At 57.7% G+C, this 14,545-nt stretch carries 16 protein-coding genes and 1 pseudogene; 7 read left to right on the forward strand and 10 right to left on the reverse strand.

The genetic code is table 11. The annotated features are described in order from the left end of the window. Nucleotides 1-392: 392 nt before the first annotated feature. From VQ830_RS26235 to VQ830_RS26250, 4 genes are read right to left on the reverse strand one after another with little or no spacing between them, the layout of a single operon-like run. Nucleotides 393-1,274, reverse strand: coding sequence for an NAD-dependent epimerase/dehydratase family protein (locus VQ830_RS26235; RefSeq protein ID WP_337271110.1), 882 nt, complete (start codon nt 1,272-1,274; stop codon nt 393-395). Between the two features lie 23 nt (nt 1,275-1,297). After that, a complete protein-coding gene (locus tag VQ830_RS26240; RefSeq protein ID WP_337271111.1) occupies nt 1,298-1,759 on the reverse strand; it encodes a hypothetical protein in 462 nt (153 codons plus the stop codon). Next, nucleotides 1,756-2,226, reverse strand: coding sequence for a DUF6152 family protein (locus VQ830_RS26245; RefSeq protein WP_337271112.1), 471 nt, complete (start codon nt 2,224-2,226; stop codon nt 1,756-1,758). Before VQ830_RS26245 ends, VQ830_RS26240 begins: the two co-directional genes overlap by 4 nt. A 57-nt stretch (nt 2,227-2,283) precedes the next feature. Next, entirely contained in the window at nt 2,284-3,177 is an 894-nt protein-coding gene (locus VQ830_RS26250) for a type 1 glutamine amidotransferase domain-containing protein (protein WP_337271113.1), read from the reverse strand. 192 nt (nt 3,178-3,369) lie between these two features. Between VQ830_RS26250 and VQ830_RS26255 the strand changes: the two genes are divergently transcribed. From VQ830_RS26255 to VQ830_RS26265, 3 genes are all read left to right on the forward strand, one after another. Next, nucleotides 3,370-3,993 carry a TetR/AcrR family transcriptional regulator gene (locus VQ830_RS26255; protein ID WP_337271114.1) on the forward strand — a complete coding sequence of 208 codons (624 nt, stop codon included), beginning with the start codon at nt 3,370-3,372 and terminating at the stop codon, nt 3,991-3,993. Nucleotides 3,994-4,393: 400 nt separating this feature from the next. Continuing rightward, nucleotides 4,394-5,644, forward strand: coding sequence for a multidrug effflux MFS transporter (locus tag VQ830_RS26260; RefSeq protein ID WP_337271115.1), 1,251 nt, complete (start codon nt 4,394-4,396; stop codon nt 5,642-5,644). Nucleotides 5,645-5,699: 55 nt separating this feature from the next. Further along, nucleotides 5,700-6,605, forward strand: a complete 906-nt coding sequence (locus VQ830_RS26265) for a LysR family transcriptional regulator (RefSeq protein ID WP_337271116.1) — start codon at nt 5,700-5,702, stop codon at nt 6,603-6,605. 59 nt (nt 6,606-6,664) lie between these two features. Here the strand turns inward: VQ830_RS26265 and VQ830_RS26270 are convergent, their stop codons facing one another. Beyond that, on the reverse strand, nt 6,665-7,090 hold the full coding sequence (locus VQ830_RS26270; protein WP_438618756.1) for a winged helix-turn-helix transcriptional regulator: 426 nt from the start codon (nt 7,088-7,090) through the stop codon (nt 6,665-6,667). A gap of 73 nt (nt 7,091-7,163) precedes the next feature. Here VQ830_RS26270 and VQ830_RS26275 point away from each other — a divergent pair, with 73 nt between their 5' ends. The 3 genes from VQ830_RS26275 to VQ830_RS26285 all read left to right on the forward strand — a co-directional run bounded on the left by VQ830_RS26275 (nt 7,164) and on the right by VQ830_RS26285 (nt 9,694). Then, complete coding sequence (locus VQ830_RS26275) at nt 7,164-7,760, forward strand: NADPH-dependent FMN reductase (protein ID WP_337271117.1); 597 nt, start codon at nt 7,164-7,166, stop codon at nt 7,758-7,760. Between the two features lie 115 nt (nt 7,761-7,875). Further along, on the forward strand, nt 7,876-8,637 hold the full coding sequence (locus VQ830_RS26280) for an SDR family oxidoreductase (protein ID WP_337271118.1): 762 nt from the start codon (nt 7,876-7,878) through the stop codon (nt 8,635-8,637). Nucleotides 8,638-8,701: 64 nt separating this feature from the next. Beyond that, a complete protein-coding gene (locus VQ830_RS26285) occupies nt 8,702-9,694 on the forward strand; it encodes an aldo/keto reductase (protein ID WP_337271119.1) in 993 nt (330 codons plus the stop codon). 181 nt (nt 9,695-9,875) lie between these two features. On the opposite strand, the gene VQ830_RS26290 is transcribed toward VQ830_RS26285, so the two are convergent. Further along, nucleotides 9,876-10,139, reverse strand: a complete 264-nt coding sequence (locus VQ830_RS26290) for a hypothetical protein (protein WP_337271120.1) — start codon at nt 10,137-10,139, stop codon at nt 9,876-9,878. Nucleotides 10,140-10,192: 53 nt separating this feature from the next. On the opposite strand from VQ830_RS26290, the pseudogene VQ830_RS26295 reads away from it, so the two are divergent. Then, nucleotides 10,193-11,056, forward strand: a pseudogene (locus VQ830_RS26295) (efflux RND transporter permease subunit); the annotation flags it as partial. Between the two features lie 162 nt (nt 11,057-11,218). On the opposite strand, the gene trbI reads toward VQ830_RS26295, so the two are convergent. The 4 genes from trbI to VQ830_RS26315 are packed head-to-tail and all read right to left on the reverse strand — an operon-like array spanning nt 11,219 to nt 14,542. Further along, nucleotides 11,219-12,520, reverse strand: a complete 1,302-nt coding sequence (trbI, locus tag VQ830_RS26300; protein ID WP_337271121.1) for an IncP-type conjugal transfer protein TrbI — start codon at nt 12,518-12,520, stop codon at nt 11,219-11,221. Between the two features lie 11 nt (nt 12,521-12,531). Next, nucleotides 12,532-13,011 (reverse strand): conjugal transfer protein TrbH, encoded by a 480-nt coding sequence (gene trbH / locus VQ830_RS26305; protein ID WP_337271122.1) that lies wholly within the window; start codon nt 13,009-13,011, stop codon nt 12,532-12,534. Beyond that, the gene (gene trbG, locus VQ830_RS26310) at nt 13,011-13,829 is read right to left on the reverse strand and encodes a P-type conjugative transfer protein TrbG (RefSeq protein WP_337271150.1); all 819 of its coding nucleotides are present in this window, start codon (nt 13,827-13,829) and stop codon (nt 13,011-13,013) included. Before trbG ends, trbH begins: the two co-directional genes overlap by 1 nt. A gap of 50 nt (nt 13,830-13,879) precedes the next feature. Continuing rightward, nucleotides 13,880-14,542 (reverse strand): conjugal transfer protein TrbF, encoded by a 663-nt coding sequence (locus VQ830_RS26315; RefSeq protein WP_080831085.1) that lies wholly within the window; start codon nt 14,540-14,542, stop codon nt 13,880-13,882. Nucleotides 14,543-14,545 lie beyond the last annotated feature (3 nt).

Genomic DNA, 14,545 nt, shown 5'->3' on the forward strand with positions numbered 1-14,545 from the left:
ATGATCTCGGATATATCGACTTGGAACAGAGGACTTTGCAAACCATCGACAACCCGTTCGGCACGAGGTTGTTACCTATGTCTTAGGAACAGATTGTTACCTATGTATCCGGGTTGGACATGCCAGTCGTCTCTGCCTTGATGGGACTCGAACGCTCGACCCAACCACTGAGCCGTTGAGAACGCCATCATTTAGTAGCTATATTAGTAAGATCTTGAAGCTGAAGGCCTCAACAATTTAAACCTTATGCAATAATATTCGAGTTGTTCTCCTTGGCAGCCTTCCAAGGATGCGCGGATGGGACTGTCTCGCATCAAGGGGATCTCGTCCGGACGATGCCCGGCCTGGTCACCGCTTTCTCCTAAAGGTGCCTGACCGTTTGCTCGCTCAGCTTAGAGTTGATCGCTGGTGTGCAAGTGGACGCCTTGACTATCGCGCCAACTGTAACGCGGCCGCCACCCGAGCACATCGTGAGCTTTCTGTGTCGACAGCAAAGACTGGTGGTCGCCGAGCGGGCTCCTAATGGGCACATCCGGGAATCTTAACGCTAAAAGATCACGTGTTGGCCGCTCCATAACTGTATCCGGGCTTGCGATGATGTAGATCTCAAGACCCGTGCTTTCCCGCGACACCGCCCGAACCACTGCGTCGGCCCCATCTCGGACGTCAATGTAAGACCAGAGGTTCCAATATTGTTTTTCCAGATCATCCTGGAGTTCGGCAAAAGCCGGGTACTCCTCGGGGGTCTTCACGTATGAGAAGCGCAGGCCGATCAGCTTGAGTGCCGGGTCCCAGCGGCAAAATTCGGCAGCCATGACTTCGTCCACAAGTTTGGACAAAGCATAGGCGCTCTCAGGCCGGCGCGAGCAGGCCTCGTCGATCGGGACATATTCGGGCGGTGTGTCGAACGGGACGCCAAGCAAGGTTTCCGAAGATGCCCATACTACGTTGCGGACACGCATCAGCTTGGCGGCCTGGAAGACATTGAAGGTCGACAACGTATTGTTGGCGAATGTCCTGGCATTGGCGGCGTGGCTTGCGCCGGGTATGGCAGCCAGGTGGACAACCGCATCCACCCCCGTCCATCCGCCATCTATGTGGGACATCGCCTCCACTACTTCCCCATAATCCGCGAAATCAATGCGCGTGAACCGACATCGGCTCTCTCGTGGGGGCGCCCGGTCCAAATTCATGACCTCATGGCCCGCAGCAATGAGTTGGCGGATTGTTTCGGCTCCGAGTTTACCACTCCCTCCCGTGACGATGATGCGCATTGTTTCCTCCCTGGAATTTGTGACTATAGGCCCCAATAGGGGATCAGCGATGAAAAGGTGAGAACTGCCGCCCAGATGCCGAGCGATAGTGCTGCTGAGACGCGTTGTATCGCGGCGGAGCGATTGCGCTGGAACAGGTACTCGAACAGCAGCGCGTTCAAGCCGGCCACCAGGATAAGCGCGATCTTCATGCGCAGCGCGGTGTTTTCCCATAGCGCTTGCGGCTGGGCTGAAAATAGTAGAATTCCTCCGGTTACCGCGACGACAAAGCCCGTCCATACGAGGCCCATTGTCAGGTCGTGGACAACGGGGATGCCTGCTGTCCGTTTGCGGCCTAAAACCTGCAAGTCGAACAGCACCAGAGCGCCAAACAGAATGCCGGCACCTCCGACATGCATGGCGCGCACGTATGGATACCACGCATCCCGTACCAGGCTGGCGATCGGCGTGTCACCCAGCCAGATGAGAAAAGCGTCGGGACTCAATGGTCGCAGCCCTGGACCTCGGTCTGCACGCGGCCGCTGCGTGCGACTTCGGTGCTGTCACCCAGGCGGATCCATTGGACGCGCAGTTGGTTCGGCGCCTCGCAGTTGCGATAGACGATGACGCTGACGTTATCACCCGCGTTGAGCTGCCCTTCCAGGCTGTTGAAGCGAGCAATGGGTGGAAATTCAAGACGCACGGTCTTGCCGGCATAGCCTGGATCATTGACGGGCGTGACCGTGAGAAAGCCTGTATCGGCAGGTCGCTCAGGGCGTCCCTCGCCAGCCTGGACGTCGAGTTCCACGATCGCATGCGGATATTGGAAAGTCGCGGTTTTGACGACGCCCTGTAGCCAGACGGGGCGGGTTACATCGTACTCACCGGTAAATCCGTGGTGAGCGAAGGCAACCGTGACCGGTATGCCGATAAGCATCACAACGAACGCAGATAATCTAGCAAAAAGAGACATTGTCTTTCTCCAAACTCAGAGAAGGCCCGGCAGCGAAGGCTGCCGGACTAGAGCGAGTTAGTTTGAGGCGGCTTGACGCTTGGCGACCTGCGCATCGAGCTTGCGCACCATCGCGTCGGCGATCATGTGAGCCGAATTCGGATTCTGGCCGGTCACCAACTCGCGATCCTCGACGATAAATGGCGTACCGGGGGCCTCGACGCGCACCTTTCCGCCAGCGGCGGTCAGGGCGTCTTCCATGTAAAACTGGATGTCTCCGCCCAGAAATTTTTCGACCGACTTCTCCTCGGCCGTCGAATAGACGGTCATTTGATAGCCCTTGTAAATCCAGTCAGACGCTAAGCGCGCTGCAGCAGCCGTGTCGCCGGACACCATCGCAGCGCGAAATTCGACGGGCTTGTCGGTCGACGACGAGAGGGCGATTGGGCCGTGGCAGAGCAGGCCAGTGGCCTTACCGGAAGTATGGAATTGCCGCAGTGCCTTCCCTAGTTCCGGATCCTGCATCAGGTCCACCATCGGGGCGTGACCGCCCGGCAGATAGATGCCGTCGTAGCCGTCGAGGCCGGCCTGGACCACCTTGCCAAGCGTCTCCGGCTTCTGCATGCCGGGATAGGTGGTGACGAACCGCATGGCATCGGCGAGCTTCGCCGCGTCGCCTTCGAAGTGTTCGGTAGTGATGGAATTGCCGTCGAGTGCTGGCGTGTTTCCGTCAGGGGTCGCTATCACGACTTCATAGCCAGCTTTGATGAAAGTCTGCGCTGGCACGACCAGTTCACCAAGAAAGTAGCCGGTGGGGTGTGTGCGGCCGTCCTTGAAGGTCAGCGTGTTTGTGCTGGACGCGACAAGCAGCACGCGGCCTTTATGATTGCCCGAAGCCTCGGTTTCGGCAACAGCGCTTGAGGTGATGAGACCCAAGCCTACAGCCGCCAGTGTGAAGAGTTTGATGTTCATGACGATCTCCTTTCACCACAATGGTGAGTGCTTCAACTTGGCCTCGATCGACCCTTATGTCAAGTTACTCAACTTATCTTGAACTGATTGACTTCGTATGCATCGTTTCCGTTCTGGATCTGTGCTAAAATGCTGGCAATCAAGCACGCTTCGACCTAGAGAAGCTCGAAGGAACAAGCGGAAGGTTGCTAAATGACGGTGGAAGAGTACCGCGACAGGATCATGCTGGAAAAGAAGACCGCTGCCTTGGAAGCGGCAAGTGCCTGCTTTTTGAAAGATGGGTATGACCGCACGACGCTGGCCGAGGTCGCGCGCGTGGCGGGCATCTCGACGGGCACCCTGTTCAAGCATTTTCCAACCAAGGCGGTATTGTTCGGCGCCATTATGGAGCGCATGTGGGAAGCCGACCCATCGGTGAATGTTGCTTTGCCGCCCACGGGCGCCCCTGTCACAGGCCTTACCCAAATCGGCATGGATTACGCGGCCAAGCTTCGCCAGCCAACCACAGAGCCTTTTTTCCGCGTGATTATCGCCGAGGCGCAGCGCTTTCCAGAGTTGGCGCAGGCACTGTTCGAGCGCGGCAAAGTCCCTTATCTCAAACGCCTTGATGCTTACATTGAAAGCGAGATTGCTGCCGGCACTCTTGAGGTCGAAGACGTCTCGCTTGCCGGCCGCCAGTTCCTCGGCATGATCAATGACGTCATTTTCTGGCCGCGTTTTCTGGACGCGACTATCGTTATTCCCGACCCGGAAGTGAAACGCGTCGTCCATGAAGCAGTCCTCACCATTGTGGCACGGTACGGTCGCCAGGCGTAGGGACGACGCCACACCGGAACGCGATGATCGGAAACCTTTAGTCTGCGTGACAGGCGAACGACGTAGAACCCGCCAGTGATGGCGCGCCAGGCAACGTGTCAGCCAAGAACAATAGTGGATCATCCACCGTTGACGCCGAGTTAGATACATCGTCAGGGATGTCGATGCACGACGAGCTTTCCTTGATGCGGCAGTGAATGAAATTCATCATTCCTGCGCCTAAGCGCCGTGCTTTGTTTGCCGTAGCAAGCTTTTCAACGTTGAGCCGTGTGACAGTGATGATCAATACTCATCATCGCATTGAGCAAATCTGAGCCAAGAAACGCTCTGCGGAGTTCGCTTGATGCGATAGATGTGTGGCCTACCGCCCCGACGGTCTTCGTCATCATGGATCACCAATATGCACACCCAATCCAAGCGCGATATTCCGCGCTTCGAATTCATAGGCATCGTTTCCGCCCTAATGGCGCTCAACTCTCTCGCCATAGATATCATGCTTCCCGCGCTGCCTCGCATGGGTGAAGCACTCGGTGTGGTGGCGGAAAACGAGCGTCAATTCATCATCAGCGCCTATATGATGGGTTATGGCGTGGGAGAGATTTTCTTCGGCCCGATTTCGGACCGTTTCGGTCGACGCGGTCCGCTCCTTCTAGGACTTGGCCTGTACATTGTCGCCGCGATCGCCGCGGTGTTCTCCCCAAGCTTCGCGATGGTCTTGGCCTTTCGGTTTACGCAGGGTCTGGGTGCGGCCAGTACGCGCGTCATCGCGACCTCCATCGTGCGCGACCGCTATGTCGGGCAGTCCATGGCTCAGGTGATGTCGATGGTCATCATGCTGTTCATGGCCGTGCCGATCCTGGCGCCCGGCATGGGACAAGTTCTGCTGGCTTTCTGGCCCTGGCAGTCAATTTTCCTGTTCATGGGAGGCCTCGCCATTTTGGTCGGCCTTTGGACCTGCTTCAGGCTCCCGGAAACTCTGCTGCCGGAAGGCCGCCGCTCACTTGGCCCAAGTGCTGTCCTGGAAGCGTTCAAGCTCGTCGCCACCAACCGGGCCGCCTTTTCCTATGGCCTGGCAGGCACGTTCATGTTTGCATCGCTCTTCGGCTTCCTGACATCGGCGCAACAGATCTATGTCGGCATCTACGGGCTCGGGCCATACTTTCCAGTCGCTTTCGCCGCAGTTGCCGCCCTCATGGGCCTGGCGTCATTCACCAACTCGAGACTTGTCGCCACACTTGGCATGCGCAGGTTGTCGCATGGCGCCGTCCTCATTTTCACGATCTTCAGCGGCATCTGGCTGGCGCTTGCCAGGCTTATCGATGTGCCATTCTGGCTTTTCCTGCCACTGTTAACGATCATCATGTCCTGCTTCGGCTGGGCTGCCGCGAATATGAACTCACTGTCGATGGAGCCGCTCGGTGAAGTCGCAGGGACGGCTTCTTCCGTTTTTGGATTCATTCAAACGGTTGGCGGTGTTCTGATTGGTGGTTACATCGGCCAACAGTTCAACGGTACAGTTGTGCCTGTGGCAGCCGGGTATTTCTCGATGGGAGTTCTTTGTGTACTCTGCATCCTCGTTGCTGAGAAAGGGCTCATTTTTGGAGCGGATACCTCATCCGACGAGGGGGCATGTGTGACTTCTGCCGCTTAATGGCAACCGAGAGCGCTAACCCTTGACCTCACATCCAGCTTCACGCGGGGAAGGCATGCGTTTCAACAGGTCAGATCTCGCAGATTTCGCCTACTTCCTCGCCGTTGCCAGACACCTCAACTTCCGTCAGGCAGGCCTCGAGCTTGGTGTTAGTGCGTCTGCGGTCAGCCACGCGCTGAAGTCCTTGGAAGGCAGGGTCGGTGTAAGGCTGCTCAACCGCACGAACAGAAGCGTGACCCTGACGGCTGCGGGTGAAGAGTTCAAGGTAGCCCTTGAACGCCCCTTCGAGGACTTGCGACATGCCAGCGAGGTGCTGGACCGTTTTAGGGACACTCCGTCAGGGCGCATCCGGATCAACGTGCTTACCGGTGCGGCAGAATTACTTCTCGCCCCGGTCTTGCCGGCCTTCTTTGATCGTTATCCGGAAATCATGGTTGAGATCGGGGTCACCGATAAAATGATCGATGTCACGGCTGGCGGCTACGATGCCGGGATCCGCTTCGGTGGCACTGTCCCGGAGGACATGGTCGCACAGCACCTTACACCACCGATGCGATGGACTGTCGCTGGATCAGCCTCCTACCTGGCACAGCACGGCACACCCCGCCATCCTAACGATCTGATGCAACATCGCTGCGTGAGAACTCGACTGGGCGACGGTTCTGTCTATCTTTGGGAATTCGAGAAAGACGGCGAAGAATTGGTTGTAGACGTCCCCGGTCCTCTTGTCATCGATAGTGGCGCAGTCGCCCTAAAGCTGGCGCTTAAAGGATTTGGCCTCGTCTACATGAACGAATGGGACCTGGTGACATACAAAAACGATGGATCGCTCTCAACTGTTCTCGATGACTGGTCGGCTCGGGGGGAAGGCTTCCATATGTACTACTCGAGCCGACGGCAGGTGCCCAAGGGTGTGAGGTTGCTCATTGACTTGATCCGTGAATTGAAGCCGTTGGGCTGAAGCAAAAAGAGATGCATCCGCGGTGCCGCGGCACAGCTCGGCTATCAATCAATTCCATTCTAATACCTTGGCAAGCTCACCCTAATTGGCCGCGATTTCGGTTTCCGACGCTGTTCAAACTCCAGGGCGGCAGCTTCCATCCGCTCCGAGTTGGACATTACCCATTCCGCCAGCATCCTCACTGGCTGTAGAAACTCGATACCGAGTTCAGTGAGTGCGTATTCCACCTGGGGGGGCGTCACTGGTGTCACCGTGCGCGACACAAAGCCGTTGGCTTCCAGATCGCGAAGTGTCGATGCGAGAACTTTTTGGCTGATCTCCCCAACTTCACGACGCAGAGCATTGAAACGGCACGGTCCACGTCCAAGCGACCACACAACCAGCAACGACCATTTGTCGCTAATACGTCCGAGCATTCGGCTGATATGAGCGCTGCAAGTTGCTTCAGTCCAGGCGGTTTCCGTTTGGTTAGCTGGTTTCGGCACAGTGCCTCCTTGTGATGAAATGCGTACTTTCGGTAACATAGGTTCCGTTGGTAACCACATACAGGAGATACCTTTGTCCGGCAAACCACGCATCGCCATTATCATCAGCTCAACCCGTCCAACACGCTTCGCGGACCTGCCTGCGCAATGGGTGCTCAAGCAGGCTAATGCAAGGAGTGACATGGAGGCGGAGATCGTAGACCTTCGTGATCATCCCCTACCCTTCTTTGATGAAATCGCTTCGAGCGGTTTTGCACCCAGCCGTGGCGCCGAAGCCATCCGATGGCAGCAGACCCTTAAGCGCTTCGACGGGTTCATCTTCGTCCTCGCGGAGTACAACTTCGCAGTCACGGGCGCCTTAAAAAACGCGATCGACCACGCTTATCACGAATGGAGCTTCAAGCCGTTCACGGCAGTGGCCTATGGCGGAACCGGTGGCGTTAGGGCGCTGGAAAACCTGCGGACCATCGCGACCCCATTGCAGATGGTTTCGACCCGCTCTTCCGTGCACATCGGTGGCGCTGATTTCGTATCCGTTCATCCGGGCTATGGCATCAAGAAACCCATAGAAGCCATCGAGGACCATATCCTTCCGTCGGCAAATGCTGCTTTGGATGAGCTATCCACATGGCTCGGGATCCTACGAGTTGCCAACGGAAGGGCAGCGTGACGGGGCAAATGCCTTTCGATTTTAATGGCAAGTTAAGTGACTTGACATAGGAAAAGATAGGCGTATGCATGCATCCAAAGTCAATTGACTTTGGATGCAACAGAAGGACACCAACATGACAATGCCACTGTCAAATCGCGTCGCAGTTATTACGGGCGCTTCCAGCGGGATCGGCGAATCGACGGCGAAGCTACTCGCCAAGCAAGGGGCCAAGGTTGCACTGCTGGCGCGCCGTCATGACCGTATTGAGGCCCTCGCCGCCTCGTTGAGGGACACCGGTGCTAGCGCCGTCGCGATCGCAGTTGATGTCACTGATCAAGCGTCGGTCGATACAGCGGCAGACGCCGTCCATCGCGAACTGGGTCGTGTTGATCTGGTATTCAATAACGCCGGCGTCATGCTTCCGGCCCCGATTGAGGAAAAGAAGATCGAGGATTGGGAACGCATGATCGATCTCAATGTCACCGGTCTGATGCGAATCATCCATGCCTTCATACCCGACCTGGTTGCCGCCGCTCAGGCAGGTAAACCCTCCGACCTGATCAACACCTCCTCGATCGCCGGCCAATACCTTTATCCGACCTTTGCGGTATACTCGGCGACGAAGGCATATGTGAGCCATTTGAGCCGCCACCTGCGCCTCGAGCTGGGTCCGAAGGATGTGCGTGTATCGATGCTGGAGCCGGGCATAGTCGCCACGGAACTGCAGAGCCACGTTACCGACCAGGGCGCAAAGGACTGGCTCGCCGGGGCCCGGGAAACGATGGAGTGGCTTCAGCCGGAGGACATTGCAGAGGTGGTGGCGTTTATCGCCGGCCTGCCTCGTCACGTCAACATCCAGCAGGTCACTGTAATGCCGACCCGGCAGGGCGTTTAATAACAACAAACCTGCCGGCAATTTCTCTTGCCGGCAGGTCAGGAAATAACGGAGGACAACTATCATGAAGTACCGACGACTGGGCCGCACTGGCTTACAGGTCTCGCCGCTTTGTCTCGGCTGCATGACCTTTGGCGATCCCGAGCGCGGACCCCACTCCTGGACCCTTGACGAAGAGCGAAGCAGGCCGGTAATCCGGCACGCGCTGGAAGCGGGCATCAACTTCTTCGACACTGCCAACAGCTATTCCGCTGGCAGCTCCGAGGAAATTGTCGGCCGAGCCCTTAAAGATCTAGCCCGCAGAGACGAAGTGGTCATTGCAACCAAAGTGTTTGGGCTGGTCAACCCCGCGGACAGCGGCCGTGCCAATAGCGCCGGCCTGTCGAGAAAAGCAATTTTCCAGGCGATCGACGCGAGCCTGCGCCGGCTGGGCACCGACTATGTTGACCTTTATCAGATTCATCGCTGGGACTATGAGACGCCGATCGAGGAAACCCTTGAGGCGCTACACGACGTAGTGAAGGCAGGAAAGGCACGCTACATCGGCGCGTCCTCAATGTTTGCATGGCAATTTGCAAAAGCACTGCACGTCGCAGAAGCGAATGGTTGGACCCGCTTCGTCAGCATGCAAAACCATCTCAATCTTCTCTACCGCGAGGAGGAGCGTGAAATGCTGCCGCTCTGTGCCGATGAGGGTATTGCTGTCATTCCCTGGAGCCCGTTGGCGCGAGGACGCCTGACGCGGGATTGGGATACCGGTAGCGCGCGTGAAGCAAGCGACGCTTTCGGGCGAAATCTTTACGCCAAGTCAGCCGAAGCGGACAAGCAGGTCGCTGAAGCTGTGGCGCGTATCGCAAATGCGAGGGGCGTACCCCGTGCGCAGGTAGCTCTTGCGTGGGTGATGGGCAAGCCGGAGATCACGGCGCCGATTATCGGGGCCTCAAAGCCGGAGCACCTGAATGATGCGGTTGCCGCGCTGGCAATCGCGCTATCGGGAGAAGAGCGGGCCGAGCTCGAGGCATCCTACATCCCACACGCCGTTGCAGGGTTTGAGTAAAACCTGAAGACGGCGGTGATGACATCGTCATTTATCCTTCGGGGTTCTCTGCAGCTAAAGCTCTCGTTTCATGGCTTCGGTACTGCAGGGCGATATATGAAGTTGCCATGAGGCATGGCTTTAAGGCTCTTGAAGAGATAGGAACCGCCGACCATGCTGTTTTCGCTCAGTCTGAGTCGACTTATCGTTGCCTCTGAGCACTGACGCGAACGAGGGGACCTCTGGTCGGAAAAACGGCTTTTGTTTCGGGGGGAGCTAGCCCAGTTGTGACTTTGATCGAGCCTAAGCTAACATCGAATATTGCAGGGTCGATCTCGCTGCGCAGTCTTTGCAGCACGTCAGTGACGCCGCCCATCATTCGCCGCACATAGGCCTGTGTGCGTGACGGATCTCCTGCAAGAATGAGGCGCAAAAGATCAATATGGTCCTCGATCATCTGTTCCATCGACTGATTTTGGCCAAGATAGGTGTGATAAATCCAGCCGCTACGCCGGTAGAGACATCGCCAATCTTCGTGTCAGCGGCGCAAACGGTAGCGTCAACCTTGGCTCGATCGCCGATATCCGCATTGGCGGCAGCCCATCCGAAATCGACTGGATCGACCGGTCACGCAACATCACGCTCTCGGTCGAGCTCAACGGGCGGATTCTAAATGACGTCTACAGTCACGCAAAGGCGCTGCCCGCGCTGCGCAACCTGCCGGAAGGTGTCCGGCTGGTGGAACAAGGCGAATTGCAGCGCAGTTCGGAACTGTTCGAAAGCTTTGGCATTGCCATGGCGATCGGGGTCTTCTGCATTTATGCCGTGCTGGTCCTGCTCTTCCACGACTTCCTGCAGCCACTGACCATTCTTATGGCTTTGCCGCTCTCGCTCGGCGGCGCGCTGCTTCCCCTCGTCATGACCGGAACAAGCTTCTCGATGCCTGCCGTGATCGGCCTGCTGATGCTGATGGGTGTCGTGACCAAGAACTCGATCCTGCTCGTTGAATACGCCATCATGTCGAGACGCGCCGGCATGACCCGCTTCGAGGCCCTGGTGGATGCCTGTCACAAGCGCGCGCGCCCGATCATCATGACCACCATCGCCATGGGATGCGGCGTGCTGCCGGTCGCTTTCAGTCTGACGGGAGGAGATTCAAGTTTCCGTCAACCTATGGCCATCGTCGTTATAGGCGGTCTGATGACATCGACGTTCCTGAGCCTTCTCGTTATCCCGGTGATCTTTACATTCGTTGATGACTTCCACCGAGCGCTGAAACGCGTGCATCGTACTATCCGCCCACCCTCATCAGCTAAAGACACTAAACAACTGGAGAGCGACACCGACCAACCCATTCATCAAAAGCATCGAAATGCGCTGTGATGTAGCTATGGATTTGTAAGATTGGCAAACGCGAAATCTCGGCGAGATTCGCCTAGAGAGCGCCGGAACCCCGACGAGGTTTTGCTAACGTTACCGTCGTGAGCGGCCTTCTGTCCTTTACAAAGCTCTAGAAAATCACCTAGCCGAGTTTATCAGCGCTCCTCAATGATATTGGCCCGGAAACAAAATGTCCTGATCTACCAGGACATTGAATTTGTATCCGGGCCGGATCTGCAGCGTCGGCTGCACGTCCATATTCCGCTGTATCGTCCGGTCGGCCACTCGGCCGAAGGTTTCGGCAAAATTCCGTCGCGCCGCATCCGATGCAGTATCCTGCGTGGCAAGCGTTGAACTCTGCGGCACGGCCATGTCGATTCCCGTTCCGATCAGCGCGATCATGACCGCGGACCCGAATGTTTTGAGATAGTGGTTGTTCACTTTGTCATTGAAGCCGCCATAGCCTTCCGCATCCGTGCCGGCCATCCCGCCGATCTGCAGCGTCGATCCGTTCGGGAAGATGATATCGGACCAAACGACGAGAACCCTGCTCTGGCCGAACGAGACCTTGCTGTCATAGCGACCGAACAGTTTCGTGCCCTGAGGGATTAGCAGGCGATGGCCGGTGGCGCTGTCATAGACATTCTGGCTGACCTGCGCGGTGATCCGTCCCGGAAGGTCGGAATTGATGCCAGTGATCAATGTTGCCGGAATGACCGACCCGCGCTTCAACTCGAACGCCGACTGCTGTGGCACGACGCGGTTCGGCAGATATCCGAGATCCTTGAGATCGGCATTGAAGAAGTCCTCCTTGGAGTTCTGACCGTTCGGATCGACATTCTGGCCGCCCAGGCCGGCGCGTAGAGCCGCGGCATAAAGATCGGACGGATTTCTATTCGCTGAGGCTGTCGTCGTCGCAGTCCTGTTCGCGGCGGTGTCGTCTGCCTGTGCCCGGGCTTCCAGCTTGCCGCGATCGATGGCAAGTGGCGCGTCATAGGCGGAGTCCCGCGCCTGCATCCGGGCCATGCGCTGCCGCTGCTGCTCGCGCAGAACCTGTTCCTGTTGCTCGCGGGCAAGCCGTGCCCGCCACACCTCTTCCGGCTCCAATTCGGATCCGCGCTGCTGCTCGGCCTGTGGCGTAAAGGGATTGGCCGCCTTCTCTTGCGTCCGTTTCGTCTCGACCGGGGACGGCTGGAACGTCGTCTGCGGCTGTGGCTCGCCAATGATGCCGTCGGTGACGCCCCGCTTGATTTGGTCGGCATAGGTCGAGGCCGGATTGCCCGAGCTCGTCTCCGGGCCGCTATCCTTGCCGAAGTAAAGCCCGCGCGAGGCGAGCCCAAAGAAGATGATGCCGAGAAAGGCGACCAACAGCACGATCACGATTATAACCGGCAGGCGGTTCACCCGTTTGATGCCGGAAGGGGTCTGACTGTTTTGCCCACCGCCGAGTTTTAGGGATTGCACCATGATGTCCTCCCTCACCCGCGCCGCATGAGCGACAGGGCGCTTGCGGGTATCGCACCGGATGTCGTCACGGTATAGGCTCGGCCGAGTTCGACACTGCTGGTCGAGAGCCTTGCGAGCACCTGACCGTCATAGGGCATGATGACATAGGCGAGCGGAATGACGGCAGCGCCGCCATCCGTCTTCTGGTCAGTGACAACCGCATAACCCCATCCCTTCAAGGCTGCTTCAAGCGCCTGTCCGAACGGCGAGTCGTCCTGCTTGAGCATAACGGTCGCTTTTCCCTGTCCGATCTGTTCGGCAAGACGGCTGACCATGTCGCCGGCGATCGCGCCCGCTGCCGGTCCGGAGATTTCCGAAGGTGCCGCGCTCGTGGTGAGACCGCCAGTGTCCATTGACTGGCAGCCGGAAAGGAGGATGGCGAGGGCACCGGTTGTGGCGAGGCATCGGATGCGGGTGGGACGATTCGTGACGTAACGAAGAAGGCTTGGCATCACCGCCCTCCTCTGCTGATCGTCACCTTCTGCTGTTTCCAGCCAACGCCGGAGACAAGGACAGCACGATCGATATTATAATCGACCACCATCATATTGTTCTTCATACGATAGTTGACGATGCGGTTCTGGCCGCCAGAGACAACGAAGAGAACCGGCGCATCCTGACCGGAAATCGACCGCGGAAACTGGATGTAGGTCTTTTGCCCATCCGAGTAGACCCGCGTCGGCCGCCAGCCGGCACTTCCCGAGACAGAATAGGCAAAGCTTAGTTGCTCGGCGGGAACACCGGCGCCGGGAATGGTGCTGGCTTCAAGCCGTGCGTTGACGTCGGCAAGTTTTGCCGAGACGTCCTCGGGATATTCGAAACCAACGCGCGCCATATACTGGGTCGGATGAGACTTGAGCTGGATGTGATAGGTTCGTCGCGACGTCGTCACGACCATCGATGTGACCAGACCCGGCTCCGATGGCTTGACGATCAGATGTATCGCCTGCCCACCGGCCGCACCCGATGTCGCTGGCTCCACCTTCCAGCGTACCGTGTCGCCGACCAGCACGTCACGGACGACCTCGCCACCCTGAAGCTCGATGTCGCAGACCTGCAGAGGCGAGCAGACGACGGACGGCTGCACTTCGCCATAAAGGAACATCACCTTTCCATTCGCGCCTTTCGTCACCAGGCCACGGCTTCCGCGCCACTGTGTCGAGATGCCCATTCCCTTCGCCTCGTTGGCGGTGACACCATCGGCGGCGAGAGAAGCAGACGGGAAGGCAAAGGAGGCAGCAACGGCGATAGCAATGATGCCGGCGCTCATCGTGACCCGAGATAGTTCGTATGATCTGTTCATGTTCCGGGCCATGCCTTTCAAAGCTGAGCTGTCCAATCGAAGTCGCGGAGATAGAGACCGATGGGATTGAGGCGGATGACGCCCTCGTCTTGAGGCGGCGTCAGTGTCACGGTGGCGATCCCACGGAAGCGTCGCGTGGCGGTCTCCTTGCCGCGGCGGTCCCGCTCGAACTCGGTCCAGTCGATCTGGTAGCTCTGGTTCGACAGAGCGACGATATTGTTGACCTCGATCGCCACCGTTGCGGTCTTCGCCTTCTCGAACGGTGAATTCGACCGGAACCAGGCGTTGACCTTTTCAGTGGCGGGATCAGAGGTGCGGAGCAGCCCATAGGTCCGGTCGATATATTGCTTCTGCACGACCGCATCCGGCGTGACGGATCGGAAGTTTGACACGAAGCTGCCGAGTGTCGCGCGCACTACCCGTGGATCGGCATATTCGATCTGCTGCGGGAAGCCGGCATTGACTGATGTGCCGAGTTTGTCGACTTCGACGATATAGGGGATCAGCTTCACCTGCGTGCTTTGGTAGAGCGCGTAACCAAAACCGATCACGGCCATAGTCATTCCGGCAATGCCAACCACGCGCCATGCGGCGGCCGCTTTCACGTACGAGCCATAACGCTCGTTCCACTCGTTGCGTGCCGCGATATAGGGATTATCTGGAACGTTCTGTCCGGCCATTCT

The sequence above is a fragment of the Oryzifoliimicrobium ureilyticum genome, from assembly GCF_037199735.1.
GTDB lineage: Bacteria > Pseudomonadota > Alphaproteobacteria > Rhizobiales > Rhizobiaceae > Rhizobium > Rhizobium ureilyticus.